Here is a 26372-nt window from a genome sequence, read left to right on the forward strand (position 1 = left end):
CCACTGCACATGGCCGGACGTTGACATTAACGGGCGGTTTCAAAGGCCAGGGCTTTGCGTTCGACCTGACGAAACAGTAAGGTCAGAGAACCATTAATCACCAGATAAAACGCGCCAGCGACACCAAACACGACCAAAGTGTCGTAGGTCTGGGCATTGATACGCTGCGCGTAACCCATGATATCCATGATGGTGATAGTGCTGGCCAGAGACGTTCCTTTAAATACCAGAATCACTTCGTTGGAGTAAGCCGGAATAGCCCTGCGAATGGCGTAGGGTAGCAAGACACCCAGCGTGGCTTTGGTATCCATCCCCAGCGCCCGGCATGCCTGCCACTGTCCTGACGGGATCGCATTAAACGCCCCTTTAAAGAGTTGGGTGCTGTAGGCCGCGGTATTCAGTGCCAGTGCCAGCATGGCACAGAACCACGGTTGGCTAAGCCAGTTCCAGGCAATACTGTCACGAACGGCCTCGAACTGACCTGGCCCGTAATAGATCAGGAAAATCTGTACCAGCAACGGAGTACCGGTAAATAGGGTTATTAGCCCCCGACTGATCCAGTGGAACCCTGGTGTTTTCAGAATCAGTGTCAGTGTCATCAGCAGTGCAATCACACAGCCCACCAGTAAGGAAACGGCAGTCAGTTCAAGGCTGGTTGCGAGTCCGTCAACGAGCTGCCAGACATGTTGTTCGTTCATGCCGTTGCCTCCTTGGTGGATGTCGCGGAAACCGAATGGCCCTGGCTGGCATCCTGCACACTGTATTTCTTATCAAGCACTTTAACAAAACGTTGGGTGACAATGGTGATCACCAGATAGACCGCCGCCGCCGAGGCATACCAGGTAAAGCTCTGGTGCGTAGCTGCTGCCGTTAACTGGGCTTGTTTAAGCAGGTCCGTGACCCCAATCAGAGAGACCAGTGCGGTGTCTTTCAGCAGCACTAGCCATTGGTTCGTCAGCCCTGGCAGGGCATGGCGGATAGCCTGTGGAAGCACAATTTTGATAAAGGCATGGCTTTTCGGGATACCCAGTGCACTGGCGGCTTCTCGTTGTCCGTTTGGTACCGCTTTCAACGCGCCCCGCAGGGTTTGCGAAGCATAAGCGGCAAAAATGAGCGACAAGGCTATCACTCCAGACCAGAACGGGCTGATTTCGACATAATCACCGGTGATGAGAAACAACACCTGGGTCGAACCAAAGAAGATAAACAGCACAACCAGTAGTTCCGGTAATCCGCGGAGTACCGTCACAAACGCAGTTGTTGGCCACGACAACAATTTGTAGCGTGACATTTCACCACCGGCAAAAGCGACGGCGAGCAACAATCCGACGATGACACTGGCAAAGCTAAGCTGGATAGTGATCCAGCTCGCTTCCAATAACGTTAATGCATATCCCGATAACGCCATAAATTACTCACCAAAGTACTTATCAAAAATCTGCTGGTAGGTACCGTTAGCTTTGACGGTTTTCAGGGCGCCATTCAGCTGTTCCAGCAGCTTTTCGTTGTTCTTATTTACGGCGATACCAAAACCGTTGCCGAAGTATTGCGCGTTAGTAACGGGCTGGCCGACATAGTTCAGGGTATCGCCTTTCTTGAACCATTCAGCGACAACGGCGGTGTCACCAAATACCGCATCAATACGGCCATTTTGCATATCCAGGAACGCATCTTGATAGCTCGCATAAGGCACCGCAGTTACACCCGGCATGGTATCGGTCAGGTAGCTTTGGTGGGTCGAACCGTTCTGAACACCGATGCGCTTACCTGCAAGTGCAGACTGGTCAGCGACCTTGTCTTTCAGGGCAACGAAAACGGCTGCATTGTCGTAGTAAGGCGCAGTAAAGTTCACGACTTGCTGGCGTTGTTCCGTAATATCGATACCAGAAATTGCAGCGTCATAACGACGGAATTTCAATGCAGGGATCAGGCTGTCAAAAGGTTGGTTATGGAAGCTGCATTTTGCATCAATGACTTCACAAAGCGCGTTGGCCAGATCCACATCAAAGCCCTGAATCTGATTGTTTTCATCAACATATTCAAATGGCGCGTAGGTTGCTTCCATTGCAAATTTAATTTCGTCCTGTGCCAGGGCGTGAGTGGAAGCCAGACCGATCAGGGATGCCAGTAAAATCTTTTTCATCGCATTACTCCGTGCGTTATAAACCGCGCATCACGGCTTTCGGCCTGATACCGGTGTATCAATAAGGGTTGAGATTTAATTAGTGCGTGAGGTATTCAGCAAACTGCGGGGTGGCTGGTCGGGTGAATGCCTCATGGGTGCCAAACTCCACCATGCGTCCTTTTTCCAGGTACAGCACATGGCTGGCAATTTTTTTTGCGAAGTCGACTTCGTGGGTAACGACTACCTGGGTGATACCAGTACCGCTCAGATCTTTGATGATTTTGACTACCTGGTTGGTAATTTCCGGGTCCAGCGCGGCAGTTGGTTCATCAAACAGCAAAACTTCAGGTTTCATCATCAGAGCACGGGCAATAGCCACTCGTTGTTGCTGACCGCCGGAAAGTTGTAACGGCCAGGCATCGGCTTTATCGGCAAGCTGCAGTGTCTGAAGCGTTGTCATCGCTTCTTCAATAGCCGCAGCTTTGTTCATGCCCGCGACTTTCACCGGTGCTTCAATCAGGTTTTCCAGCACTGTGAGGTGCGGCCAGAGGTTATATTGCTGGAACACCATGCCGACTTTACGTCTGAGCTGAAGCCCTGACTTTTCGTTGATAGACCCAGTGAAGTCGAAATGCTCATCAGCAATATGCAGTTGGCCTGATGTGGCGGTCTCCAGCAAGTTGAGGACGCGAAGTAAAGAGCTTTTTCCTGCGCCACTTGGGCCCAGAAGTACCAGGGTGTCACCTTTCTCACAGGTAAAATCTACCTCGTGGAGAACCTGGGTATTTCCGTAGAATTTGTTAATAGACTTTACTTGAATACTCATGCTGACAGACTGCATTAAACCGTGGATTGAAGTTATATTACCCATGGTGAGTGCTTATGCAAGAAAAATGTATAAAAAAACTTTGATGTTAGGGTTTTGTTTAATATTTGTTCTGTGAATGCTGGGCCTTTAAGGCGGAATGACCTGTTTTTAGGTGATTCTTAGTGCAAATGTGAAATTATAATAAACAAACCTATCAATGGGATTGGAAAAGTACGCAGTTTTAGAAGGGGTGGGATACTGTAGATAAAAACAAGGCTGCCGAATGGCAGCCTTGATAATTATTCGAAGTGAGTGTTTTGCTTAGGCAGTTTGTACTGCCGGATTACCTCGACGAGATTTGACGACCAGCGAGAAGCCGATCAGGGCAAGAATACCGGTCGAGAACATAGCAATGGTAACTGTAATCAAACCGTAACCCGCAAAAGCAGACACCAGGCCGCTGGCCGCAAAGCACACCATGGTTTGCAGGAAGTTCAGCAGACCGGCCGCAGTAGCACTGCAGTTCTTGAAGTCTTCCAGCGCTTTGCTGATCACAATCGGGTAAATCGCACCGTTTGCTACCGCAAGGAAACAGAATGGAACCAGGATAGGCCAGATAGTTGTTGGCTCAGTGTTGACGGAAACCAACAGCATCACCAGGACACTGCCCACGAACAGTTTCAAAATCCATGGCAGCAGGCGCTGACTGTCAACTTTACCCAGCAGGGCACGGCAACCGTAACCGCCAAGAATAAAGGCGACAGTTTGCGGCGCATAGCTCAGACCGATATCCGCACCCGAATAACCCATTGCAGACATAACAAACGGAGAACCGGTCAGGTATGCAAAGAAGGCTGCTGAGCAGGCAGCGAAAATGATCATATTACCCACGAATTTTTTTGAACTCAGGATCTGGCGATAATCCTGGCGCAACTGAACACTGAGTTTTTCTTGTTTTTTATCCAGATTGACGCTTTCAGTTTCCTTTAGCGTCATGATGGATAAAATAGCACCAAATCCTACCAGGGCGATGAAAATGCTGCGCCAGCCCAGCTGACTTTCCAGCACGGCACCGGCCAGAGGTGCTAACGCCGGAGACAGGGCAACCAGTGGCATAATGGTGGCAAAAACACGCTCTGACACTTTGCCTTCGTAGCGGTCAATAACCACTGCCTGCCAGATAACCGTTGCGCTACATGCGCCCAGAGCCTGAGCAAATCGGGCGATCAGCATGACTTCGACATTCGGGGCAAAAGCACAGGCAACTGAAGCAGCTGAGAACAATGCCATGCCGCCCAACAGGACTTTGATACGGCCGATACGGTCAGACAACGGACCATAAACCAGCTGGCCAAGTGCCATCCCTAAAAGGAAAATACTGAGCGTCAGTCCAATAAGTGATTGTGAAGTTTCAAAATCCTGCCGAATAACTTCAAAAGCGGGAAGGTACATGTCCGTTGCCAGGAAACCCAGCATACTTAAACATGCAAACCAGAGAATGGTGATTTTTGATGGTTGATTAGTCATAGTTTTAGTGCATTAGATTAATTGCTTTGCCTGCAAGTCTATAACTGGCTTCATAGACTGTGAAACGGTAAAATTTCAACATTGCTTTCAAATAAATTGATTTGAAATTCACGCACACGTTTTCGTAGTGGAATATTGCTATGTTTTCATACAATGACCTGCAAGTAATTGATGTTGTTGCTCGGCGAGGCAGCTTTTCCGCTGCCGCAGAAGAGCTTCATAAAGTGCCAAGTGCAATCAGTTACACAGTGAGAACCATTGAGGAGCGGCTGGCTGTCGAATTATTTGTTCGGCTTCACCGGCAGGTCGAATTGACCCCTGCTGGCCAGTATTTTGTCGAAGAAGCGAGAAATTTGCTCAAGCAGATGGAACAGCTCAGGTTGCAAACGCAGCGTGTGGCAAACGGCTGGTCGCAAAGTGTTTCCGTTGCGCTGGATACGGTGGTCCGGGAAAGCCGTGTTAATACCTTAGTCCGTGACTTTTATCGGCAGTTTCCGGATATGGAGTTGCACCTTACCATGGAAGTGTTCAACGGGGTCTGGGACGCCTTGGCTGATGGCCGGGCCGATATTGCTATCGGTGCGACGGCGGCGATTCCGGTCAGTGGGCATTTTGATTATCGCGATATGGGCGTGCTGGAGTGGCGGTTTGTTGTCTCGCCGGATCATCCGTTAGCAGCGACCAGCCATCCGCTTGAAGAGAAAGAGCTGAGCCAGTATCCGGCCATCTGCCTGGAAGATACCTCACGGGTACTGCCTAAACGGGTCACCTGGCTGATGGATAACCAACGCCGAATTATGGTGCCAAACTGGCACAGTGCGATGTCCTGTCTGAAATCCGGTTTGGGTATTACGGTTGTTCCGGCTCATATGGCGCTGCCACGGATAGCCAATGGTGAGCTGGTGGAAAAGGAGCTTGCAGTAAAACCAGCATTCAGCCCGTGTTGCCTGGCCTGGAACAAAGCAACACGCAATCCAGCCATTGAATGGCTGCTGGAATACTTGGGTGACAGCGAGCAGCTGCACCGTGAGTGGATGCGTTAGTTGTCTCACAGAGCTATTTCGGAACCATGGGGTCATGCGTGGTATCCGAGTTCAGCACCGAGTTGATACTCAGAACAGTATTGAAGTTCATAACGGAGCTGCATCAGCCAATACAGAAAGGATTTTGCAAGTCTATATTGCCGATAAGATTTCAGATGGCCACCATAAAAGTGGCCACGTGGTAACAAGCTGTCAATCGGGGAAGGCTTTCGGCCTCTGCCGGTATTACTTTTCGCTGTGGGTGTCGTCATCTGATATCGTTTTGTCGTCCTGACGATCAGCCGCGGTGCTCTGCATAGATTCTTGTAATGTCCCTTGCATAGCTTCTGGCATCGCAGCTTCGTCTTCCATCTGTGCTCTTTCAGCCTTAGATATGTAACGCGGCTTATTGCTGCGGTGTATTCTGGCATTTTGCTTTTTCAGCTTTTTCTTCTGCGTCTCGATGACTTTCTTTCTGCGATTCATTCGAGGCTCCAATCTGTCGTCGTAAAAAAGCAGCGATTGTAAAGCAGTGGTCTGCAATGGCAAGAGATAAATGAAAGCGGGTATTTCAGGAAAAGCAGCGAGAAAAGTATCGAAGATGCTGAGAAAAAACGCCGGGAAACAAGCCCAGCGAAAAGTTTGAATGGTAGATAGAGATGAAGAGGGGTTAACAAAGGGGCTGCTATCGCTGGCCCCTTCCGAATTGTTTCCAAGCAAGGTTGTATCGTAGGGTTATTCCTGTTTCAGGGTTTGGTACCCAGCCAAGATACGGGTACCGGTGGTAAACCAGCACAGTGAGCCGAACACCCAGGCAATCAAGGCGAAATGTTGCGGCAGCAGACAGCACAGCACGAAACAGGCAATGGTTTCGGTACCTTCAGTCAACCCTCCCAGGTAATACAGCGATTTCTGCTTGTAAACCGGGCTTTCAATGTTGCGCTTGCTTGCCATAATGGCAAAGCTGAGGAAACTTGAGCCGGTACCGATAAACGAGAAAATCAGAAAAGCACCGGCGACCGCATTGGCTTCAGGGTTGGCCAGCACAAATCCAAAGGGCACCAGAGAGTAAAACAGAAAATCCAGGGTGATATCGAGAAATCCGCCGCAATCGGTAATGCCCTGCCGACGGGCAATTGCGCCATCAAGACCGTCAAAAATACGGTTCAACAGAATACACGCGAGCGCCCATTCGTATTGTTGCCATGCCAGAGCCGGCAGTGCCAGTAATCCGATAAGAAAGCCACTTATCGTCACCTGATTCGCGGTGATACCCAATTTATCCGGCCATACCGCGAGGGTGTTGAGCGGCCATTTGATCACTTTGATTGAATATTTGTCTAACACGTTGTTGCTACCTGATTTGTCATGTCGGTTACCGCTTCTTTCACTGCACTATTGCTTCCAGTTGTATTACTTGTGGTTGCATTTTTGTCTGTCCATTTATGGCGCTTATGGGGCTTAAGACGTTTATGATGCTAAGGCGTTTATGGTGCTTTGGGTATTAAAGGCTTTTGTCGTCTGAGAAAGGTCGCAGACCATCTCTGCCGAATCCTAACTCGTTTGCCATGGCCAGTTCAGCACTTGTCCATTAGCGGGAATATCCGCGTCATCATGGGTTACCATGATCGCTGGGATTTGCCGTTGCTGAATCTGACTGAAGACAAACTGGCGAAATTCATCACGCAGTGCTTTATCAAGCTTACTGAACGGTTCATCCAGCAATACGGCTTGTGGTTCAGACAGTAACATTCTCATCAGGCTGATACGGGCTCGTTGTCCGCCGGAAATTTCATCCGGCATTTTGTTGGCAATCGCCGTCAGATTCAGGGTCGTCAGCGTATCGGTTACTTTTGCAGCCCGTTCGTTACCCTGATAGCAGCGGGGCAGGCCAAACATCAGGTTTTCGCCCACTGAAAGGTGCGGAAACAGAAGATCGTCCTGAAACAGCACACCGATTTTTCGCAGGTTCGGTGCCAGCCCCATGACATTGTGGCCATTAAGACTGACATTGCCCTGGCAATGAAACGCCGGAGCCAGATGTCCGGCAATAGCGCTCAGCAGGGTGGATTTCCCGCAACCACTGGGGCCCATCAGGGTAACGACTTCACCGGGGGACACCGTGAAGGAGACGGGAGCAAACAGCGGCTGGTGGCCATTATTTATAGTGAGGTTTTCCACAGACAGTGTCATCTGCGAGTGTGCTCCTTGTGTAGGGTCTGCCGTGGCGATAATGGGACGTTAGCCGGTTTGCCACGAATGCCAGAGTGAAAAAGAAAAACGGAAGCGAGCCCTGAATCAGGCCATAAATGGCACTGACGCGTCTGTCCTGCCCGCTGGCAAGCGCGACTGCTTCGGTTGTAATGGTGGATAGTCGCCCCGCCCCCAGCATTTGTGTAGGTAGATACTGAGCCAGACTGACACTGATACCGACCGCCAACCCCATAATCATGGCGGGCTGTACTTGGGGACGTTTGACTTTCCACCATGTCTGCCAGGTTGTCATGCCAAGGCTGCGGCTGCATTGATCAAGGCGAATGTCATAGCTGCGCCATGCCCCGTCCAGTGTCAGGTAAAGGTAAGGAAAGACAAAAAACAGGTGGCTCCAGTAAACCCAGAGCCAGTAGTGTTGCCCTGGTATCAGGTAAGTGGCGATCTGAACGCCGAACAGCAAGGATAATTGCGGTACCACCAGAGGTGTAGCTATCAGCCAGATGGGCAGGCCACGCTGTGTTTGTTGTCGGTATTCGAGACAGCCAATCGCCAGAATCAGCGCGGTCAGGCTGCTGGCAAGGGCCAGAGTCAGGCTGTTCGAGGCCAGTTCGAAGAGTGAGAGCATTTCCTGTTGCCAGAAACGCAGGCTGTAGCGACTGGGAAGCAGATCCGGAAAACGCCAGCGCAGTGCAACAGACCAAACGGCCAGCACCGGAATGACCAGCACAGGAATGGCAACGAACGGCCAGTACAGACCAAGCCCTGTCGTCGACGAAGATGCCATTGATGAAGGTGCATAATTCTTAGATGCACTTATCGGAGCCGGGCACCGAAATAACCGGAATGCGTTCAGCCTGCGATGGCGATGTGCTCGGGCACCATTTAGCTGCCAACTTTTCCAGCCTCGTACAAGAGCATGCTCACACAGACGCATCAGTAGCAGCGTCAAAGCGGTTAACAATAGGAGGAGCAGGGCACCTGCCGCCGCCCGTGGCAGGAGGTGTAAATCGGGCTCGTTAAACCATTGCCAGATCAGCACCGCCAGTGTTGTAGGGCGAGTCGGGCCGATAATCAGGGCGACATCCACCACGGATAGCCCGTAAGCGGCGACCGCAAACAGTGGCAGACGAATCAACGGTAACCATTGCGGCATTATGACTTTCAGCCAGCTTTGCCGGTGGGAGTAACCCAGGCTTGTCGCCACTGTCAGCAGTCGAGCGGTTTGCAGTTGCTGCAGAACCGGGATGCTCATCATCAACAGAAAAGGGGTTTCTTTGATGGCCAGCGCCAGCATCATGCCAACGCCGTACGGATCCTGAATCAGGCTGAACGCCTGCCCGGTAGGAATACCTACGGTTTCCAGCAGCCGGTAAAGCCAGCCAGATGGCGAAAGCAAAAACGCAAAGCCGATGGCAAAAGCCACATGCGGCATAGCCAACATAGGAGAAAGCGTGCGCTCAAGGCGACGCCAGCCCTCACTGTCCCAGTAACGCTGAAGGATCGTAAAAGTGAACAACAGGGCCAGAATCGTACTGCCAAGGCCGGTAAACAGAGACAACAAAATAGACTCACCCAGCCCCGGCCAGTGAATCACTGTCGTAAAGGCGGAAAGTCCCGGCGTCTGATGACCCAGTGGCGGCAGCCAGGAAAAGGCGGGGAGGATCAGCCCAATAACTCCGGGGATCAACGGGATCAGGCAGAGCAACAACGCCAGTAGAAAAATCAATTGAATCATAATGTTTCCGGTTGCCGGATCGGTTGACCCGGCAACATCAGTGTTCAGCTGCCGTAGCGTTTCTGCCACTCCAGCTCAATAGCAGTTAACCAGCTCGGATGCGGTTCCGGAATAGCCTTGAACAGGCTGAATCCTTGAGAGCCCTGCGAAGCTAAAGCCTCTTGTTTGAGGATAGATGGATCTCCCCAGATACTCGCATTGGCTTTTCTGGCTTGTGCATCCGGGCTCATCAGGAAATTAATAGTGACTAATGCGCCGGCTTTTGCATTCGCGTTCCATGGAATAGCCAGAAAGTGGATGTTTGACAGGGCTCCTTGCTCAAAGGCATAGGTCTCGGCAGACGCAGTGAGCTTGCCGTTTTCTATGGCTGCTCTGGCGGCATTGGGATTGAAGGTAATTGCCAGATATAACTGCCTGTCATCAAGTAGCTGGATCATTTCACTGCTGCCTGACGGGAACTGTCTGCCCTGCTGCCAGGCAACCGGATGGAGGCGATCGAGATATTGCCAGAGTGGGGCCGTTACCTGCTGAAAGCGTTCCGGTTGTTTTTCGGCATCAATTGGCTGGTACAGCGCCGCTGGATCCTGGGTTAGCTCCAGCAAGGCGGCTTTCAGAAAGCTGCTGCCGTGAAATTCCGGTGGCTGCGGGTAAGTGACTTTGCCTGGAAACGCCTGCGCCAGACTCAGCAATTCGGCAAAGTTCTGTGGGGGATTATTGAGCGTCTGCTTGTCATGAATAAACACCAGTTGGCCGACGCCCCATGGTGCTTCCAGTCCATCGGTGGGTTCGGTGAAATCCTCGCTAACCGGCAGGCTTTGATCCACCAGTTGCCAGTTTGGGAGGGCCTGAACAAAGGGGCCGTAAAGCAGGCCACTTTGTTTCATCGAGCGGAAGTTTTCGCCGTTAATCCAAACCAGATCCACGCTGCCACCGGTATTCTTGCCCGCGGTTTTTTCAGCCAGTAGCCGTTGCGTGGTTTCTGCGATATCGGCAACTTTGACATGGCGTAACTCGACACCATAACGGGCGCGAAGCTGGCGATCTGCCCAGCGCAGGTAGTCATTGATCTCCTGGCTACCGCCCCAGGCGTTAAAGTACACAACCTGTCCCCGGGCTTGCTCGACAATCTGCGGCCAGTCAGAATCTGATGGCAATGCGGCGTTGTCGGCAGACGCCGTGGCAGCCATTGTGGCCCCCGACATTGCACTCGCCAGTGTGAACGTTAAACCTGTTAGAAACGCTTTCATTGTTTATCCTTACTTGAATTTTTCTTGTCCCTTGTTTTTACTTATCGCTGAACGCGCCATCGGCATTGCGCTTAATCGGCGTATTTTCCGAAGCCTGAGTATCGCTGTCAGCATCTGTCGGCCGGGTTTCTGCGGATTCCGGGCTGATTGGGCGATTATCGGTCACTGGGGGCGATGTCTGGCTGTTTACCGCGTTTGATGCGTGGTTTTTCTCATGGCGCATCCAACGGTGGTATTTTTCGGCCAGTGTCAGGAGTCCTTGTGGCGCATTTGCCTGCTTCCAGGCGCCGGCGGTATATTTGACGGCTTCACTCATAGTTGGATAAGGGTGCACCGTTCCCAGTATTTTGTTCAGACCTAATCCGTGGCGCATCGCCAGCGTGAACTCGGCCAGCATTTCACTGGCCTGATGGCCGACAATGGTGACGCCAAGAATTTTATCTTTCCCTTTTGGGGTGATGACTTTAATAAAGCCATGGTCCTCGCCATCGGTGATGGCCCTGTCAAGGTCGTCAATACCGTATGTAACAATATCAAAATCAATACCTTGCTGCTTGGCTTCTTTTTCATTGATGCCCACGCGTGCCACTTCCGGCGAAGTATAGGTCGCTGCCGGCAGGACAGAGTAATCCGCCTTGAATGTCTTAACCTGACCAAACAGGCCATTGACGGCGGCATACCATGCCTGATGTGCTGCGGCATGAGTGAGCTGATAAGGGCCAGCCACATCCCCGACGGCAAAAATATTGGGGTATTTGGTTTGCAGATAGTCATTCACAGCCACAGTACCGCGTGAATTGACGGAAATGCCCAGCTCTTCCAGTCCGAATCCGCTGACATTGGCCACACGGCCCAATGCAAGCAGTACGACGTCAAATTCGACCTGTAGGTTTTCAGGTTGAGTATTTGTCTCACGATTACCAGGGGCATGGGTATGAGCGGCTGCCATTGCCTCTAACCAGACTCGTTGAGTATCGGTTTCTGCCATAGATAAATCAGGTGTCTGCGACTCAGACTGCGGTGGTTTACAAGGGGATACTTCGAATTTCACTGCCTTGTAGCTGGTGTAAACGGTCACGCCATCCTGCACCAGACTTTGCTTGATCAGTCTGGCGGCATCCTGATCTTCACGGATCAGCAACTGATCCGCCATCTCGACCAGTGTGACCTGGCTGCCCAAGCGACTGAAACTTTGGGCCAGCTCACAGCCGATCGGCCCGCCACCCAGTACCAGCATGCGTTTTGGTTGTTCCGTCAATGACCAGATCGTATCAGAGGTGAAGTAGTGTACATTTTCCAGCCCCGGAATGGACGGCACCAGAGGTCTGGCACCGGTGGCAATCACTATGTTGCGGGTTGTAATGCGCTGGCCGTTTACCTCAACTTCCCACGGAGAGCGGATCCGAGCCTCGCCAGTTATACAGTTCACACCAAGAGCAGAATAACGCTCCACACTGTCATGGGGTTCAATCCGGTTGATAACGTGGCGTACCCGTGCCATCACCGCGGCAAAGTCAACCTGAGGAGCGGTGGCCTGAATACCAAACCGACTCGCGTTGTTGATTTCAGACATGGCATGCGCGGCTCGAATAATGGCTTTTGACGGTACACAACCAGTATTCAGGCAGTCGCCGCCCATTTTCTCTTTCTCAATCAGGGTCACTTTAGCTTTTACGGCGGCCGCGATATATGCACTGACCAGTCCGCCAGCACCTGCACCGATAACCACCATGTTCTGATCAAATTGTGCGGGTTTCGTCCAGTCGGCGTAAAGTCGTTGACGACTGATGATGTGCATGACTGCTTTGGCTGAAAATGGGAAGACACCGAGCAACATCAGAGACACCAATACCGGCAGGGAAATAATCCCGCTCAGGCTCTCAATCTGACCTAATTGGGTACCTGCATTCAGGTAAACAACCGTTCCCGCCAGCATGCCCAACTGGCTCACAACATAAAATTTTCGGGTCGTGATAGGGGTCAGCCCCATCAGCAGATTAACCAGGAAAAACGGAAAAATAGGAATCAAACGCAGTGTAAACAGATAGAAAGCCCCATCTTTTTTGACTCCGGCATTGATGGCGCTCAGTCGCTTACTGAAACGGCTCTGCACCCAGTCATGCAAAATATAGCGACTGAACAGAAATGCCAGTGTTGCGCCGATGGTGCTAGCGAACGACACCAGCAACAGACTCCACCAGAAACCAAACAAGGCGGCCCCCAGCAAAGTCATAATGACGGCCCCCGGTAGGGAAAGCGCGGTCACGACCACATACACCATAAAATACAGCACACTGGACAGCAGTGGCTGGGCGAGGATGGTATCCCGCAAAACCTGTTGCTGAGCCTTGGCATGTTCAAGCGTCAGGTATTGCCCTAAATCGAGGGCGTACCACAGTACAAACAGCAGGCTGACCAGCAGGATCGTGATAACTTTCTTTTTATTGATGGCGGGCTTTTTGTCCACCACAGGTTTATTCGTCATAACGGCTTCCTGTTAGCATCCTTGTCGGCCTGAACGGTGTTTGTGGTCGGAGTTGTGTCAGATTCTGAAGCCGAAGGCTGAATGGGTAGCGAACAGAAGCCTTGCTCTGGTACATCCAGCGCAGTATTGAACTTGGCCGACAAGTTCTGGAAGGCAATCAGGGCAGTGAGCTCTACTAAGGCATCTTCGTCGAACCACTGTTTAAGACTAACCAGCATGGAATCCGTGACTCGTTGCCCGGTGACAGTGACGGCTTCCACATAGGTCAGAACGGCATGTTCACATTCATCAAAATGCTCACTTTGTTGCCAATGTGCCAGCGCTTTGATTTTCTCGACAGACTGGCAACGTTCTGCCAGTCGCATGCCGTTGGCATCGACACAGAAGGCACAATCATTGAGTTGGGAGACCCGGACACACACCAGCGAGCGAATCACCGGGGAGAGGGGAGAAGAACGGCGATCCAGATAACCAAAAAATCCGGCGACCAGCCAAAATAAAGGCGGACGTCTACCCCACAGTAAAGCAGGATTCAGCACTTTGCCGAAGTGCCGCTGTTGGAGCCAGAGCAGGGGTCTGATCAGAACGGAGTAACGCTTTTTAGCCGAAATACGCACAGGAACCTCTTTTTCGTCGGTGTGTCGTGTAACTGTCTGAGTCCAATATAAAGATCATGGATCATTTTATCGGTAAATATCAGACAAAGACCTGATAAAGAGGTAAAAAATTTCAGTCGCTAATGAAAATAGCAGAAATCAGGATTGATCGATGGAAATTCGTACAGGAATGGATTGCGGCTGGTTAGCCACCTGATTGCGACTGCTTGGTGCATCGGTGATCAGAATATAGCCACAAGCGATAATCGGGGCGACAGACAACAACATGGTTTTACCAATATGGTAATTACGATACCAATACTTTCTAGCGCGGATTTTGAGGAGTAGTCCCCAGACGAATAAAGTGACGTTTAACACGGTAATCGACAGTAACACATCATGCATAGCCACCGGTGAAGCCACTTGTTGGCTGACCAATAAATAGACAACCACAGGCGGAAGCAGGCTAATAAGAACCACCGCTCGCATCAGGCGTGGCCATTTGCCAAACTTATCCTTGAACATCTGTTCATTTTGTCCTGGGAAAGGTTGGGAATAGTTCATATAACCTCCGGTGTTTTACATCCGGCTAATTCTACAATTGCCCTCATTGAATAAAAGTGTGTTGCCGAATTAATAAGCAGCTTTGTGAGTTAATTCAATGTTTGACAGGGAATGACATTATTCTGTCATTGCAGAGCCAAAAATATGTTGGGAATAAAAAAGAGATCCGAAGATCTCTTTTATATGTGTTAGGTTGCGATTAACTTAATTTCGCAAGAAGTTCTGAGCGCCGCTCTTTCGGGATAACAGACCAGTGCTTGCCACTGATTGCTCCTTCCAAAGCCCACAGTAAGTCGATACTTACTTCGCCTTCATGAGTGCTCTGTAGCGCTTTATACGCATTCAGGGCACCGGCTTCGTACAGCTCATCCACTGTGGTTATTCCGGCTTTTTTCAACATCCTCTCATTCGCCAGGCGAAGATTGGGTAAATCTTTGATTCGATTGGGAGAGGTGTTATTTTTTATTTCTTTATCTGCTTTAGCGGCAGATAAAGACAATTTCGCCTGAGCCAGAATTTTATCAGTATCGTCCCACCACTCTTCAGGAATGGCATAATGTTTGGTTACAACAGGAAAGCCACGTTTCTTATATACATAAGGTTTCATTCCTGCGGATTTATATTCCTTTTCATTGTCGGCATTCGCCCGTAAATGCAGTTTGTCATTTACCACGAGTGCAAACATTGTTTCGCCAGAAAATATGCCAAAGCCGCCAAACATTGAGCGTGATTTGACGTTATCGAAATTATTAAAAAGGCGTAATGAATCTTTGAGTACTGGTTTGTCCATGCGTCTTCTCGGTGAATTGTTACTAGGTCACCTAACAACGAGCGAGGATTCAAGAATAGCAGAGTTGTAAAACGAACTGTCAGGGAAAAGTGAAATTATTTCCTGATGTTATCTGCTATATCCATCGGCAACCCCGCTACCATAAGTTGACTGCTTTAAAAATAAAACTGCCTACTCTTAGGCCGGAAGCTTTGCGTCCCTACCTTTCGATAGGTTTGCCTTGTTCGTGACACCTAAAGCATATCTCAGAAGATTATTTTGAACTTGCTCCCAACTTTTAAAGTGTGATATTGCTCCCAGTAATATCTCACAATTTTTATAGTGATATACTTCTAATGTTGTGAATTTATTACTGTTTAAGTCAAAAGTGGTACAAAAAAACCGGAGATAAAAATCTCCGGTTTGTCATACATTTGTCATCAAGTTATGCATATCAGCTGTTCAGGTTACGCACTGATTTGCGAACGACCAGTTCTGGTATCATTTCAAAAACCTGATGCTCGTGTTCTTTGTTCTTCACGCGATCCATCAGAATCTCAACCGCACTCTTACCCAAACGGCGTTTAGGCTGGTGGATCGTGGTCAGTGGCGGTGAAAAATACGGTGCCAGGTCGATGTTATCGTAGCCAATGATCGACATATCGTCAGGTACACGGATACCGGCTTGCTCAAATGTACTGATCATGCCCATCGCCATGATGTCATTGAAGCAGAAAATCGCGGTTGGACGCTTTTCCATTGCCATAAATGTGTTGGCCGCTTTTACCGCAGATTCACATTCGAAGTCACCTTCCAGAATCCAGTCTTCATTGATGTCTAGTCCGGCTTCTGTCATTGCCTTGCGGAAACCTTTCAGGCGTTCGCGACAGGCCGCTTTTTCTGCGTGGCCAGTCAGACAGCCAATTTCCTTATGACCGTGCTCAATAAAGAATTTGGTTGCCACGTAGCCGCCAAGTTCAGCATTGTCCTGAATTTTATCGGTGTGCGGGCTTTCCGGACCCCAGTCCATGATCACCATCGGCAGATCTTTCTGGCGCTCCAGCAGTTCCAATAGTTGCTCGTCAAGATCCGAACACATCACCAGCAGGCCATCTACCCGTTTTTCGGCCAGCATACGCAGGTAATCTCTTTGCTTTTCCAGGTTACCTTCGGTGTTACACAGAATCAGCGTATAGCCTTCACCGTAGCAATATTCTTCAACGCCGTGGACAACTTCAGCGAAAAACGGGTTGGTCGATTTGGTTACCAGCATGCCGATGGTGCGGGTTGTATTGCACTTCAGGCTTCGTGCTACGGCACTTGGTGCGTAGTTCAGCTCTTCAACCGCCGCGAGAACTTTCTTCTGTGTTGCTTCAGCCACGAAGCGTGTTTTGTTGATCACGTGTGAAACGGTGGTGGTTGAAACACCAGCCATACGTGCAACATCTTTAATCGTTGCCATAGTTATTCTTCTAGTGAATGGGTCCGCAGACCTTTAAATTGAATGCATTACCTAAGAGGACAGTGATGAGTTGCGATGTCAGGGATGCCATTCACTATTCTGTTAGGTGGAATTACCAGAAACGCCAAAAGGCCGCATCTCGAACGGGCGGCTTCATCTCTGATAACAAAAAATCGTACCCGCGCTAATAAAACGCGTTGCATGGATCATTTGCATTGTTTAATCGCTTGCGATCACATTTTACTGAGTGTGGCCAATAGTGCAATGTTTCTGGCCAAAGTCATGGATATTAATTGACAGTTATCAATATTTTGCTTGTAACAAGGCTCTACGCTGCAATTTATTGTTATGGTAATAACTTGATTTGAAACAAATTTAATATCCTGCAATAAATCAGTTTGCATGGAATAAAAATACCGGTTGTGCTTGCTGCGCGACAACCGGTACTAATTTCGCTCAATCAACGATGTTTCCGCTCTTATAAAACCGTGGTCTTTTCACTTGAAGCGGCGTTATCACTCTGCTTCACGAGGTTTGATTGATAGTAATAGCGGCTCTGTTTTCTGCCTTTTTTCTGTCTGCGTTTTCACCGGCCGGTAACACGACAGGGTAGCCGTCGACCGGGTGGTGGCTGATGCATACCGGCCAGCCATATACGGTTTCAATGAGCGATTCGCTTAACGCATGCTGCGGGCTACCATCTGCCTGGATTTTGCCGTTGTTCATGATAACTAACCGGTCAGCGTACTGAGCAGCAAGGTTCAGATCATGGATGACGACGATGACCGCCGCGCCGGCCCGAGCCATGTCTCTGGCGACGCGTAACGTGTTGTGCTGATGCGCCAGATCTAACGCTGAGGTCGGTTCATCAAGCATCAGAACGCACTGTTCGCCCGCCTGACTTAATTGTGTCAGCACGCGGGCAAAATGAACCCGCTGTTTTTCTCCGCCGGATAAGGTCGGGTACAGACGTGAAGACAGGGCAGTCACGTCTACCTGCGCCATTTTTTCACTGGCAATTTTTCGGGTACGGGCCTGCGAGATATTGAGAGGCAAAGCCCCCAGAGCCACCACTTCTTCAGCCGTGAAGGCAAATGTCAGACTGCTGTGCTGCGGCAGGATGCCGAGATGCTGAGCCAGCTGATGGGGTGGCCAGTTTTGTCGGTTGCGGCCGAAATAGCAGATTTCCCCTGGCACGCTCCGTTCACCACACAGAACTTTCAGCAGGGTACTTTTCCCTGCGCCGTTGGGGCCTAACAGTGCAGTCAGCTCGCCTGAGCGAATGTCGATCGAGAAGTCGTCCAGAATCACTTTGTCGCCCAGACTGAGGTTCAAACCCGTGACGCTGACTGCTACGGGCTCTGTTACCACAATTGGCTTTGTTACCAAAGACGAGCGGTTGGCCGAATCTGCTGGCTGGCGTGCAAAGGACGAAGCGTTCACGGTTGTTGGATTGTCACTCATGACAGTTTGCCCTTTTGCTTAACTAACAGTGTGATGAAAAATGGCGCGCCAATTAACGCGGTGATGATGCCAACAGGAAGCTCTGACGGTGCCGCGACAACGCGCGCCAGCATGTCAGCAATCAGGAGCAGTAAAGCGCCAAGCAAAGCGGACAGCGGAAGCAGGGTTTTGTGGTTCGGCCCGATCAGCATTCGACAAATATGGGGAACAATCAGGCCAACAAAACCGATCACCCCGGTCAGGGAAACGGCCACTCCGACGCCAGCGGCACAAAGCAGAATCAGGCTGCGTTTCAGGTGCTGGACGTTAACACCCAGGTGACGAGCTTCTGCTTCTCCCAGCAAAAAGGCATTCAGGGCGTTGGCATGGCGATCAAAAAGAACAATCAGCAGCGCCAGCGTCATATAGGCCAGAGCGATGCTGGGCCAGGTTGCGCCAGCCAGTGAGCCTAATGTCCACAATGACAGATCTCGCAGTGCCTGATCATCGGCATAGTAGTTCATCAGGCCCAGTGCTGCGCCGGACAGCGCGCCAATAGCAACCCCAGCCAGTAACATGACGGTGACGGATGTGCCATTTTTATCGGTTCCCAAAGTGTATACCAGGTACGTTGTGGCAGTGCCGCCCAGAAAAGCGAGCACGGGCACTGTGCCCAGTGTGAGCAGGTAGGGGGAAAGGGCGGCAAGCGGGGCAAAAAGCACGATTCCGACTGCGGCCCCCAGGCTTGCTCCGCCGGATACCCCAATGATGCCCGGGTCAGCCAGCGGGTTGCGGAACAACCCCTGCATCACAGCACCACACAGCGCCAGAATGGCACCGACGGCAATTCCCATCAGGGTTCGGGGCAGGCGAATTTGCTGAATGACCATACTGATATGAGTCGGCAGTTCGGTCTGCCACGGCAGAAGCGCATGGAGGCTGTCCTTGACGCTGATTGCCATTGGGCCGACCGTCATTGAGACGATCAGCGTCATTGTCAGCAAAGCCAGACCAGCCGGAAAGACCACGCGGGTTGGGAGTCGTTGTAACTGCATGTTGTGTACTACTCGGGAAAATGACTCAGGGTAGGTTGAGGGTGACTCAGAATGACTGAGGATAAAATTCGCGGTTGAGGCGTTCTGCTTCATTCAGGCTTTGTATCCCGAGTCCGCCAATCAATGCTGTACCATCAATGGTCACAACGGCTTGATTCTGTCCTGCAGGCGTGGCTGCCAGCATAGGCATTTTTTGCAGCAAGGCTTCCACACTGCCAAGCTGGCTGTAAGTACGTTCGCTGATCAGAATAATGTCCGGCTGCATCTCGACAATCGATTCCTGTGAAATCGGTTTATATGACTCAATGCTGTCGGCTGCCGGGTTAATAGCGCCAGCCAGTTGGATGACACTGTCTGCCGGGGTATGGCGACCGGCGACATTGGTTGGTCGTCCCTCGTGAATCATCAGAAATAAAACCTTTTTCGGCGTTTCTGTATTGGCCTGGTTGGCTTTAATGGCTGCTACCTTGTCTTTTACCTCTTTTTGCAGGGCTTGTGCGGTAGATTCGTGCTGAGTAAGGCGACCCACCTGCTCAATACGCACAAGCAGATCTTCGACGGTTTCACCTGAGTTGAGAACATCTACTGCCACACCGGCTTGACGCAGCAGGGTCAGCGTGGTTTGCGGTCCCATTTCACTTGAACCCAGAATACGGGTCGGGTTGAGAGAAAGCAGGCTCTCCGCCGCGAGCTGACGGTGATAACCGAGCACGGGAATGGCGGTATTGTTTACGTCTTGGTTTTTGACATATTGGTTATTGACGTATTGGCTTTTGACGTTTTGCTCTATGGCATCCGAGTTTTCAAGAGCTTGGCTGGCAACGATGAACTTACTGGTTTGATCTACGCCAACCAACTGGTCCTGCGCGCCCAATGCGTAGACCAGTTCAGTAATGGCAGAGCCGGCACTGATAATACGTTCAGCGGCAAAGCTTGTGGCCGTCGTCATGAGTAATGCGCTGGCGATGACTAGATGTTTCATAATTCTTCCTCTTCCATTACTTCGTCTGATATTACTTTTCTTCTTCCATCAATAGCTGCGTGGCTTTGATGTTGTTTTGCTGTAAAAAGGCCAGCAGTTTGAGCATGTTTTCGACCGATCCTGTTTTATCGGCTCCTATGACTACTGGCTTTTCCGGTGCGGCTTTGACAGCCTCAACCAGCTTAGTTTTAAAGGTTTCCCAGTCCTCCACAGCTGCTCCCTGCAAGGCCCAGTAAGGTGACTGAGACATCAGGTTGATCGTGATCGGATCGGCCTGTGTGGTTTGCAGTGTCCGGGTGTCGGTTTGCGGTAAATCGACTTCCAGTGATTGCAACTTCACACTGGCCGTCAGCAGCAGAAAGACCATGACGATAAAAATAATGTCGAGCAGCGGGGTAAGATCAGGCTTCAGATCGTCGTCCGTATTAATGCCTTGATGAGTACGGATCATGACTGTTCCGCCGGAGTGGCCGTACGTTGGCGGGTTGCACCCTCAAGGGTGAGCCCTTCAAGCCATAAGTTGCAATGGTTCAGGCTGTGTTCGAGCTTGGCGGTGATTTTATCTGCCCAAAGGCCCAGTAGTTGCGACCCGGTAATGGCCGGTAGCGCAATCAGAAGACCGGCGGCGGTGGTACGCATCGCAAGCCCCAGTCCATCAGCCAGATCGCCTGGCGTGACAGAGCCGGTACTGGCCGCAATACCTTTAAACATTTCAATCAGGCCAAGAACGGTGCCTAATAAACCAATCAGTGGACTGATGACACCAATTAACCCCAGCAGGCGAAGGCCGGCACGCAACTGGCTGCGTTGTTGTTGCAACCAGATACCTGCTGCGTCTTCACGTAGCGGCTTATCAAAATGGCGATGGGCAATCAGCATTGAGACCCCCCGACACAACAGAGGGCGCTGCTGTTTAAGGGAATGAGCCAGGCTATCCAGCCCGGCTTCGTCACCACGATCTTGTGCACTGAGCAGGGCATTGATTTTCCCTCGGCCGACACCGGTGCAGCGCAGAACCTGAATACTGCGCTCGACCAGAATCATGACGGTCAGTGCTGAACACAGCAGCAGAGGGCCAGTCATTATGCCGAACTGGTTTTGAAGACTTTGAAACGTGTCCATGAATTAATCCAACTTGAATCGAACAGGAATATGAACCCGATGGGCAATGGCGTGCCCATCGACAATGTGTGAGGAAAAACGCCAGCGTTTAATCGCGTCCAACGCGGCCTCATCCAGTACCTGCGCACCGGAGGACTGCACCAGCATTTGCTTGACCTGTCTGCCTTTCTCATCAATCCAGACTTCAACCGTGACCTGACCTTCCAGTCCACGTCGACGTGCGATACGCGGATAGCTGACCGGCGAAGGTTTGGTGGCAAAGGTTGGCTGGTTGACGAGGGCAGGGCTATTGACCCCGGCTGCGCTCGCTGAGGGTGACGCCTTGGTTTCCGTTATATGGGTATCCTGCGAATTGGTGGCAGCCGTATTTGGCGCGGCTTCTGACTGGCGTTTGTCTGGCTGTGGCGCTGTCACCTTGCGTGAGGTTTTAAACTCGGGTTGTGTTTTTGGTTCAGCTTTTGGCTTCGCTTTTGGTTCAGGGTGATGCACTGGTTGGCTGGTTGGTTTCGCTTCAGATTGCGTTTTTTTGACCAGCTTTTTAATGTCAGTTTTTTGCTCAACAGGCTGAGTCACGCTGGACTTTTGGGTGACCGGCGGCGGTGTTGGCGCTGAAGCGGATGGGGTTGGTGCTGACATCAAATTCAGCGAAACACTGGTCGATTCTGTCCCAATGGGCATCGCCATCACTTGTGTGTTTGGCACGGTATATAAAAGCATTCCGTGGAACGCGACAGAAATTGCACCAGCGATGACATATCGTTTTGTGTTCACAGAATCACCCAAAGCTAAATGTTGCTTTATCTTATTGCTTTAACAGGAAAAGGTTTTCAATCGGGGAGTTGTTTGAACAACTCTATTCGATAACGGTTCTCATTATCCATGGAATGGTAATAATATCAATTATCATTTGCAATATTGTTTGTGGGTAATTATAGTGCACGCAAATAAGATATGTTCTCATTAATGCACGCAGACAGGACGTCTCCGTTGGTGAGATAAAAAGATTACATGGGAAGCGGCCGGTTAAGACAGGCCGTGTAAACGACGAGCTAGCTGTGGGTCTCATTCAGCTCTTGTCAGATGTTTCCCGGAGAAAGTCGTCACTTTCGCTCAACAAGGCGCAGCACTGGTAATGCTGAAACAGTTTCTTTTCTGACATAGAGGATGCTGGTATTGCGGTGCTCAAGGTCGTCTGGCACGTCAGACAATGCCCGTTGAGGAGAAGCCATTTTGGCTTAAGTGTCTATGTACAAAGAAAAAGTGTACAAAGAAGAAATGTACAAAAAAGAAATGCATACAAAAGAGATGCATCAGAAAGAAGTACATAAAGTATCAAAGGTTAACGTTTCCCAGTGTACAGCGGCCGAGCATGATACATCACAGGATGGGTTGCCCCAGCAACAGGGCATTGCATTCGAAGATCATGCGCCTGGCTTTGAGCTGAAGGTGACAGCGTTGCCTGAGTTGGTAACAGGTCGGCATACGCCTGACCCGCTGCGGTTTGCGTTTGACAATAAAGCTTCGGCGCATGCGGGTGGCAGCCAGCAGCCTATATCGCCTGACCTTTTTCAGTCTCAGTTTGAGAATGTGTTGCTGGCGGCAGAAAAGCCCGCGAATCGTTGTTTGTACGTGCATATCCCATTTTGTCGGGTACGTTGCACCTACTGTAATTTTTTCCAGCATGCGGCGAGTGCATCGCTCATTGAAGAGTATTTCGATGCGTTGGTGCTAGAACTGAAAATGAAAGCTGCCCAGCCGTGGACACAGGCCGCACCGTTTCAGGCTGTGTATGTGGGGGGAGGGACGCCCACGGATCTGACCGCAAGGCAGATTGCCCGGTTGGGGCAGTTAATCCGACAGTATTTTCCACTGACGAATGACTGTGAAATCACCCTGGAAGGGCGGATTAATAGATTTGATGATGCTTTGTTTGATGCCGCGCTGGAAGGGGGCTTTAACCGCTTTTCATTCGGGGTACAAAGCTTTAATACGCAAGTGCGACGTAAGGCCAAACGGCTGGACGATCGCGAGGCGGTTCTGACACGAATACAGACCCTTAGTGCAAGAAATGATGCCCCTATTGTGATTGATCTGCTGTACGGTCTGCCATATCAGACAATGAATGTGTGGGCGCAGGATCTGACGGATTTTCTGGATTGTGGTGCTCATGGTGTTGATTTGTATCAGCTGATCCCTATGGGTAGCACGCCCATGATGGATCTGGTGGCTAACCAGCGTTTACCGCCTCCTGCGGATACCGCGAGCAAAGCCGGGATGTTTGAACTCGGCGTACAGATGATGGACAAACACCACCTGCACCGTTTGAGTGTTAATCATTGGGCGCGGGATAACCGGGAACGCAGCCTGTATAACAGCCTGGCGAAAACGTCGGCTGAAGTGCTTCCGCTTGGTGCCGGTGCCGGTGGCCACGTAGGTGGGATCAGCCTGATGCAATGCCGTCAGTTACCGTCATATTTCAATGCGGTCAGGCAGGGTCAACACCCGGTTGCTATGATGATGACAATGTCGCCCAATGCGGCAGTGCATGCCTCGATTAAAGCCGGTTTTGATCGTGGTGCTTTGTCAGAAAAAGCGCTGAATCGCGCTGCGGGATGGGACGCTTTCCGCTGGTGTCACCCGCTGTTTGAGGTGTGGCAGCGCAACGGGCTGGTTAACGTGCAAGATAGTTACCTCACGCTGACCCTGGCGGGAGCGTTCTGGTCTGTCACGCTGGCGCAGGGGCTGATTCAGGTGATGGAGCAGGCCTTGACTGGCAACGAACGTCTGACCGCATAATCACTCAGAAACCGCCTCTTTCTGATGAAGAAATTGTGAAAAACTGAAATCAATCTGTTCCGGTCGTCGGCAGCCGTCGTCATGGAGCCAGTATCTGGAGAAATATTGTGTTTGAGAAAATCTCACTAGCCTCACTGAAAGCCAACGTTGCTGAGATGTTGGCCGAAGACCCGAAGTTACATGCTGTTTCTATGGCTGAGATGCTGGACGTGACTGAAGGAGAGATCATCATGGCGATGCCTGAAGAGCTGGTGGTCAGCTTGCCGGGTGAGCACGCCAAAGCAATTCTGGAAGATTTGTCCGGCTGGGGGCCAGTGACGACGATCGTGCATTCAATGGGCTCCATCTTTGAAGTCAAAGCGCCGTTTCCAAAAGGAAAGGAAGCACGCGGCTACTACAATTTAATGGGGAAACCGGGTGAATTGCATGGCCACCTGCGTCTGGAGCGTATTTCGGATATCGCCTTGGTCAGTAAACCGTTCATGGGGCAGGAAAGCTACTTTATCGGCTTCTTTGCGACTGGCGGTGAATGTGTCTTCAAGGTGTATCTTGGTCGCGACAAGCAGCGACAATTGTTCCCAGAACAAATTGAAAAATTCCAACAATTAAAATTCGCGTTCCACGGAGAAAAGTCAGAATGAGTGAAGTAAAGCAAGAGCGCCTGCAAAATCGCCTTGGCCCGGAAATTAAAGAATTTCGTGAAGCCTGCCAGACCTTGCAACTGGCAACCGTCGATGCTGCCGGTAAACCCAATGTCAGCTATGCACCGTTTGCTATGCTGGACGACGGTTATTATGTACTGATCAGCCAGATTGCCAAGCACGCCCGTAACCTGCTGGAAAACCCGCAGGTTTCGCTGATGATGATTGAAGATGAAAGCCTGTCAAAGACGCTTTATGCGCGTAAACGACTGACGTTTGAAGCTGATGTGACGGTGGTGGAACGTACAACTGACAAGTGGCAGGACGCGATTGCAGCGTTGAAGGCACGTTTCGGTGATATCGTTGACGGGCTGAGCGGACTGGAAGACTTTACCCTGTTCCGTTTGTCACCTACGCAGGGACTGTTTGTTAAAGGCTTTGGTCAGGCGTTCCAGGTATCTGGTGATGATCTGGTGGACTTTGTCCACCTGCAGGAAGGACACAAGCGGATCAAAGACGGCAGTGAAGTGACGGAAGCGTCTGAAGAACTGTAATAGCATCAACGGGTTGATTCCGTATTGAACCATTCACAGCCCGGTGTAACTGCCGGGCTGTGTGCGTTTAGGGGATTTTAACGGACTCTGCCGGATTCCGATGATCATGATCATCCTCTGTCCTGTCTTGGCTTGCTGAGTTCTGAAACCGTGTGATAATTAACCCTATTCTTCCCTTTTTTCAGGTTTGATTATGGTGAATAAAAATCAGGATATGAAAGGCTTGCGGTTTGCCTATATCGCCAGCTTGTTGACCCCACTGACACTGATGATCTCCGGGATTGTCGCGGTGATTTACGCCGGGTATAAGCTCAACAAAGGGACGGATGAATTCAGTTACAGCCATTATTACACCCTCATCCGTACGTTTTTTCTTTTCTTTACGTTTTTCGTGGTATTAGGCGTAACTGCTGCGACAATGAGCGGCATGGTCGCAGGGGCAACGTACTGGGTGCACAGCAGCTGGCTGGATGTCTTGCTTAAAGCCATTCCAGTGGTTGGCTTAGCGATTGCCGGGCTGGCGATTGTGAAGTGGTTTGCTCAGCACCTCAAAGGCATCCGCTTACTGAATGAGCACAAGGCGATTGAGCTGTGATATTCGCCCTGGCGGGTGATGAGTCTCTGGTCTCCATCGTTCCTTGTTGTAGAACGTCACTTCTAATAAGCCGGTTTTACCAACCGGCTTTTTTCATCTACTTATCGGCTCCGCTTATTCTGTCATAAATGCATGCGCTGCCATCATTGTCGCTGTCGCTGTCGCTGTCGCTGTAGTGGCACGACGCAATTACCGCTCCTATTTGTCACTTCAGGTCGATTCTATTCTTGGGTCGTTTCTATACTTTGTAGAGAACTGGAACCGGAATCAGCAGTGTTAATCCGATTGCTTTGTACCGGCAAAGTCGCAGCAACGGGTGGATTTAGCGTTGGCGGTATAGATGAAGGAGAGGGGAGACAGATGGGAAAAGTAACAACGCATGGCAAAGTGGCTTCGGCATCACAACCGCAATCTGCACGCGAACATGAAGGGAGCCACCAGAAAACGAATATGCATGACGGAATTGCATTGTGGTATGACTGCTGTGTTTGTGAGGCGGAGCCTTACTGGGCAGACATGGCGGAAGAAATGGGGATTGATTTAAGTCCGTATGCGGATGACGAGCTTTGACGCATCAGGAGCGGAGCACTCGAAGCTAAACTACCAGAAGCCAGACCGCCACAAACCAGA

At 50.6% G+C, this 26372-nt stretch carries 27 protein-coding genes and 1 riboswitch; of the genes, 6 read left to right on the forward strand and 21 right to left on the reverse strand.

All coding sequences use genetic code 11. The features are described 5' to 3' along the window. Positions 1-26: 26 nt before the first annotated feature. The 5 genes from artM to punC all read right to left on the reverse strand — a co-directional run bounded on the left by artM (position 27) and on the right by punC (position 4460). Positions 27-698, reverse strand: a complete 672-nt coding sequence (gene artM, locus PGW97_RS06260) for an arginine ABC transporter permease ArtM (protein ID WP_273859294.1) — start codon at positions 696-698, stop codon at positions 27-29. Next, the gene (gene artQ / locus PGW97_RS06265) at positions 695-1408 is read right to left on the reverse strand and encodes an arginine ABC transporter permease ArtQ (protein WP_273859296.1); all 714 of its coding nucleotides are present in this window, start codon (positions 1406-1408) and stop codon (positions 695-697) included. The genes artM and artQ overlap by 4 nt, the downstream gene beginning before the upstream one ends. Before the next feature lie 3 nt (positions 1409-1411). Continuing rightward, a complete protein-coding gene (locus PGW97_RS06270; protein ID WP_217392406.1) occupies positions 1412-2143 on the reverse strand; it encodes an arginine ABC transporter substrate-binding protein in 732 nt (243 codons plus the stop codon). A 79-nt stretch (positions 2144-2222) separates the two neighbouring features. Then, positions 2223-2951 carry an arginine ABC transporter ATP-binding protein ArtP gene (gene artP / locus PGW97_RS06275; protein WP_302481119.1) on the reverse strand — a complete coding sequence of 243 codons (729 nt, stop codon included), beginning with the start codon at positions 2949-2951 and terminating at the stop codon, positions 2223-2225. Between the two features lie 303 nt (positions 2952-3254). Further along, positions 3255-4460, reverse strand: a complete 1206-nt coding sequence (gene punC, locus PGW97_RS06280; RefSeq protein WP_273859299.1) for a purine nucleoside transporter PunC — start codon at positions 4458-4460, stop codon at positions 3255-3257. 140 nt (positions 4461-4600) lie between these two features. Here punC and punR point away from each other — a divergent pair, with 140 nt between their 5' ends. After that, positions 4601-5503: a DNA-binding transcriptional activator PunR gene (gene punR, locus PGW97_RS06285; protein ID WP_047885662.1), complete on the forward strand. Its 903-nt coding sequence runs from the start codon at positions 4601-4603 to the stop codon at positions 5501-5503. A 225-nt stretch (positions 5504-5728) separates the two neighbouring features. Here punR and PGW97_RS25175 read toward each other — a convergent pair whose 3' ends face one another. The 16 genes from PGW97_RS25175 to PGW97_RS06365 all read right to left on the reverse strand — a co-directional run bounded on the left by PGW97_RS25175 (position 5729) and on the right by PGW97_RS06365 (position 21927). Beyond that, entirely contained in the window at positions 5729-6202 is a 474-nt protein-coding gene (locus tag PGW97_RS25175) for a DUF2986 domain-containing protein (RefSeq protein WP_273859301.1), read from the reverse strand. Positions 6203-6217: 15 nt separating this feature from the next. Beyond that, positions 6218-6829: a CDP-alcohol phosphatidyltransferase family protein gene (locus PGW97_RS06295; RefSeq protein ID WP_047885736.1), complete on the reverse strand. Its 612-nt coding sequence runs from the start codon at positions 6827-6829 to the stop codon at positions 6218-6220. Between the two features lie 207 nt (positions 6830-7036). Next, positions 7037-7675 carry an ATP-binding cassette domain-containing protein gene (locus PGW97_RS06300; protein ID WP_273859304.1) on the reverse strand — a complete coding sequence of 213 codons (639 nt, stop codon included), beginning with the start codon at positions 7673-7675 and terminating at the stop codon, positions 7037-7039. Beyond that, the gene (locus PGW97_RS06305) at positions 7641-9431 is read right to left on the reverse strand and encodes an ABC transporter permease (RefSeq protein ID WP_273859306.1); all 1791 of its coding nucleotides are present in this window, start codon (positions 9429-9431) and stop codon (positions 7641-7643) included. The genes PGW97_RS06300 and PGW97_RS06305 overlap by 35 nt, the downstream gene beginning before the upstream one ends. 44 nt (positions 9432-9475) lie before the next feature. Next, entirely contained in the window at positions 9476-10618 is a 1143-nt protein-coding gene (locus tag PGW97_RS06310) for an ABC transporter substrate-binding protein (RefSeq protein WP_273859632.1), read from the reverse strand. A gap of 97 nt (positions 10619-10715) precedes the next feature. Beyond that, the gene (locus PGW97_RS06315) at positions 10716-13127 is read right to left on the reverse strand and encodes an FAD-dependent oxidoreductase (protein ID WP_273859633.1); all 2412 of its coding nucleotides are present in this window, start codon (positions 13125-13127) and stop codon (positions 10716-10718) included. A 32-nt stretch (positions 13128-13159) separates the two neighbouring features. After that, complete coding sequence (locus PGW97_RS06320; protein ID WP_273859308.1) at positions 13160-13780, reverse strand: carboxymuconolactone decarboxylase family protein; 621 nt, start codon at positions 13778-13780, stop codon at positions 13160-13162. A 138-nt stretch (positions 13781-13918) separates the two neighbouring features. After that, positions 13919-14323 carry a hypothetical protein gene (locus PGW97_RS06325; protein WP_242551818.1) on the reverse strand — a complete coding sequence of 135 codons (405 nt, stop codon included), beginning with the start codon at positions 14321-14323 and terminating at the stop codon, positions 13919-13921. A gap of 199 nt (positions 14324-14522) precedes the next feature. Beyond that, positions 14523-15113 (reverse strand): TfoX/Sxy family DNA transformation protein, encoded by a 591-nt coding sequence (locus PGW97_RS06330; RefSeq protein WP_047885658.1) that lies wholly within the window; start codon positions 15111-15113, stop codon positions 14523-14525. Positions 15114-15236: 123 nt separating this feature from the next. Next, positions 15237-15343: riboswitch (cyclic di-GMP riboswitch) on the reverse strand. A gap of 203 nt (positions 15344-15546) precedes the next feature. Further along, complete coding sequence (purR, locus tag PGW97_RS06335) at positions 15547-16554, reverse strand: HTH-type transcriptional repressor PurR (RefSeq protein ID WP_047885657.1); 1008 nt, start codon at positions 16552-16554, stop codon at positions 15547-15549. A 525-nt stretch (positions 16555-17079) separates the two neighbouring features. Next, a complete protein-coding gene (locus PGW97_RS06340) occupies positions 17080-18018 on the reverse strand; it encodes a heme ABC transporter ATP-binding protein (protein WP_273859313.1) in 939 nt (312 codons plus the stop codon). Then, positions 18015-19052 carry a FecCD family ABC transporter permease gene (locus PGW97_RS06345; protein ID WP_273859315.1) on the reverse strand — a complete coding sequence of 346 codons (1038 nt, stop codon included), beginning with the start codon at positions 19050-19052 and terminating at the stop codon, positions 18015-18017. The genes PGW97_RS06340 and PGW97_RS06345 overlap by 4 nt, the downstream gene beginning before the upstream one ends. Before the next feature lie 46 nt (positions 19053-19098). Next, complete coding sequence (locus PGW97_RS06350) at positions 19099-20034, reverse strand: heme/hemin ABC transporter substrate-binding protein (RefSeq protein WP_273859316.1); 936 nt, start codon at positions 20032-20034, stop codon at positions 19099-19101. A gap of 31 nt (positions 20035-20065) precedes the next feature. Next, positions 20066-20485 carry an ExbD/TolR family protein gene (locus PGW97_RS06355; protein WP_217392200.1) on the reverse strand — a complete coding sequence of 140 codons (420 nt, stop codon included), beginning with the start codon at positions 20483-20485 and terminating at the stop codon, positions 20066-20068. After that, positions 20482-21156, reverse strand: coding sequence for a MotA/TolQ/ExbB proton channel family protein (locus PGW97_RS06360; protein ID WP_273859318.1), 675 nt, complete (start codon positions 21154-21156; stop codon positions 20482-20484). Before PGW97_RS06360 ends, PGW97_RS06355 begins: the two co-directional genes overlap by 4 nt. A 3-nt stretch (positions 21157-21159) precedes the next feature. Next, on the reverse strand, positions 21160-21927 hold the full coding sequence (locus PGW97_RS06365) for an energy transducer TonB (RefSeq protein ID WP_273859320.1): 768 nt from the start codon (positions 21925-21927) through the stop codon (positions 21160-21162). A gap of 474 nt (positions 21928-22401) precedes the next feature. Between PGW97_RS06365 and hutW the strand changes: the two genes are divergently transcribed. The 5 genes from hutW to PGW97_RS06390 all read left to right on the forward strand — a co-directional run bounded on the left by hutW (position 22402) and on the right by PGW97_RS06390 (position 26312). Continuing rightward, positions 22402-23952 carry a heme anaerobic degradation radical SAM methyltransferase ChuW/HutW gene (gene hutW, locus PGW97_RS06370; RefSeq protein WP_273859322.1) on the forward strand — a complete coding sequence of 517 codons (1551 nt, stop codon included), beginning with the start codon at positions 22402-22404 and terminating at the stop codon, positions 23950-23952. A 107-nt stretch (positions 23953-24059) separates the two neighbouring features. Next, a complete protein-coding gene (gene hutX, locus PGW97_RS06375; protein WP_273859324.1) occupies positions 24060-24593 on the forward strand; it encodes a heme utilization cystosolic carrier protein HutX in 534 nt (177 codons plus the stop codon). After that, positions 24590-25147: a heme utilization protein HutZ gene (gene hutZ, locus PGW97_RS06380; protein WP_047885651.1), complete on the forward strand. Its 558-nt coding sequence runs from the start codon at positions 24590-24592 to the stop codon at positions 25145-25147. Before hutX ends, hutZ begins: the two co-directional genes overlap by 4 nt. A 193-nt stretch (positions 25148-25340) precedes the next feature. Then, positions 25341-25742: a hypothetical protein gene (locus PGW97_RS06385; protein ID WP_273859327.1), complete on the forward strand. Its 402-nt coding sequence runs from the start codon at positions 25341-25343 to the stop codon at positions 25740-25742. Positions 25743-26102: 360 nt separating this feature from the next. Continuing rightward, positions 26103-26312 carry a hypothetical protein gene (locus tag PGW97_RS06390; protein ID WP_273859329.1) on the forward strand — a complete coding sequence of 70 codons (210 nt, stop codon included), beginning with the start codon at positions 26103-26105 and terminating at the stop codon, positions 26310-26312. The last annotated feature ends 60 nt before the right edge of the window (positions 26313-26372 follow it).

Source organism: Photobacterium sp. GSS17 (assembly GCF_028621875.1).
Taxonomy (GTDB): domain Bacteria; phylum Pseudomonadota; class Gammaproteobacteria; order Enterobacterales; family Vibrionaceae; genus Photobacterium; species Photobacterium ganghwense.

Excerpts from the sequence above, each read along its gene's own strand:
- hutW (WP_273859322.1), top strand. The coding sequence starts at position 22,402 with ATGTACAAAGAAAAAGTGTACAAAGAAGAAATGTACAAAAAAGAAATG.
- PGW97_RS06340 (WP_273859313.1), bottom strand. The coding sequence starts at position 18,018 with ATGAGTGACAATCCAACAACCGTGAACGCTTCGTCCTTTGCACGCCAG.
- PGW97_RS06310 (WP_273859632.1), bottom strand. The coding sequence starts at position 10,618 with ATGGCTGCCACGGCGTCTGCCGACAACGCCGCATTGCCATCAGATTCT.
- purR (WP_047885657.1), bottom strand. The coding sequence starts at position 16,554 with ATGGCAACGATTAAAGATGTTGCACGTATGGCTGGTGTTTCAACCACC.
- hutZ (WP_047885651.1), top strand. The coding sequence starts at position 24,590 with ATGAGTGAAGTAAAGCAAGAGCGCCTGCAAAATCGCCTTGGCCCGGAA.
- punC (WP_273859299.1), bottom strand. The coding sequence starts at position 4,460 with ATGACTAATCAACCATCAAAAATCACCATTCTCTGGTTTGCATGTTTA.
- PGW97_RS06270 (WP_217392406.1), bottom strand. The coding sequence starts at position 2,143 with ATGAAAAAGATTTTACTGGCATCCCTGATCGGTCTGGCTTCCACTCAC.
- punR (WP_047885662.1), top strand. The coding sequence starts at position 4,601 with ATGTTTTCATACAATGACCTGCAAGTAATTGATGTTGTTGCTCGGCGA.
- artP (WP_302481119.1), bottom strand. The coding sequence starts at position 2,951 with ATGAGTATTCAAGTAAAGTCTATTAACAAATTCTACGGAAATACCCAG.
- PGW97_RS06345 (WP_273859315.1), bottom strand. The coding sequence starts at position 19,052 with ATGCAGTTACAACGACTCCCAACCCGCGTGGTCTTTCCGGCTGGTCTG.
- artQ (WP_273859296.1), bottom strand. The coding sequence starts at position 1,408 with ATGGCGTTATCGGGATATGCATTAACGTTATTGGAAGCGAGCTGGATC.
- PGW97_RS06355 (WP_217392200.1), bottom strand. The coding sequence starts at position 20,485 with ATGATCCGTACTCATCAAGGCATTAATACGGACGACGATCTGAAGCCT.
- PGW97_RS06360 (WP_273859318.1), bottom strand. The coding sequence starts at position 21,156 with ATGGACACGTTTCAAAGTCTTCAAAACCAGTTCGGCATAATGACTGGC.
- PGW97_RS06325 (WP_242551818.1), bottom strand. The coding sequence starts at position 14,323 with ATGAACTATTCCCAACCTTTCCCAGGACAAAATGAACAGATGTTCAAG.
- PGW97_RS06330 (WP_047885658.1), bottom strand. The coding sequence starts at position 15,113 with ATGGACAAACCAGTACTCAAAGATTCATTACGCCTTTTTAATAATTTC.
- PGW97_RS06390 (WP_273859329.1), top strand. The coding sequence starts at position 26,103 with ATGGGAAAAGTAACAACGCATGGCAAAGTGGCTTCGGCATCACAACCG.
- PGW97_RS06300 (WP_273859304.1), bottom strand. The coding sequence starts at position 7,675 with ATGACACTGTCTGTGGAAAACCTCACTATAAATAATGGCCACCAGCCG.
- artM (WP_273859294.1), bottom strand. The coding sequence starts at position 698 with ATGAACGAACAACATGTCTGGCAGCTCGTTGACGGACTCGCAACCAGC.
- PGW97_RS06305 (WP_273859306.1), bottom strand. The coding sequence starts at position 9,431 with ATGATTCAATTGATTTTTCTACTGGCGTTGTTGCTCTGCCTGATCCCG.
- PGW97_RS06385 (WP_273859327.1), top strand. The coding sequence starts at position 25,341 with ATGGTGAATAAAAATCAGGATATGAAAGGCTTGCGGTTTGCCTATATC.
- PGW97_RS06350 (WP_273859316.1), bottom strand. The coding sequence starts at position 20,034 with ATGAAACATCTAGTCATCGCCAGCGCATTACTCATGACGACGGCCACA.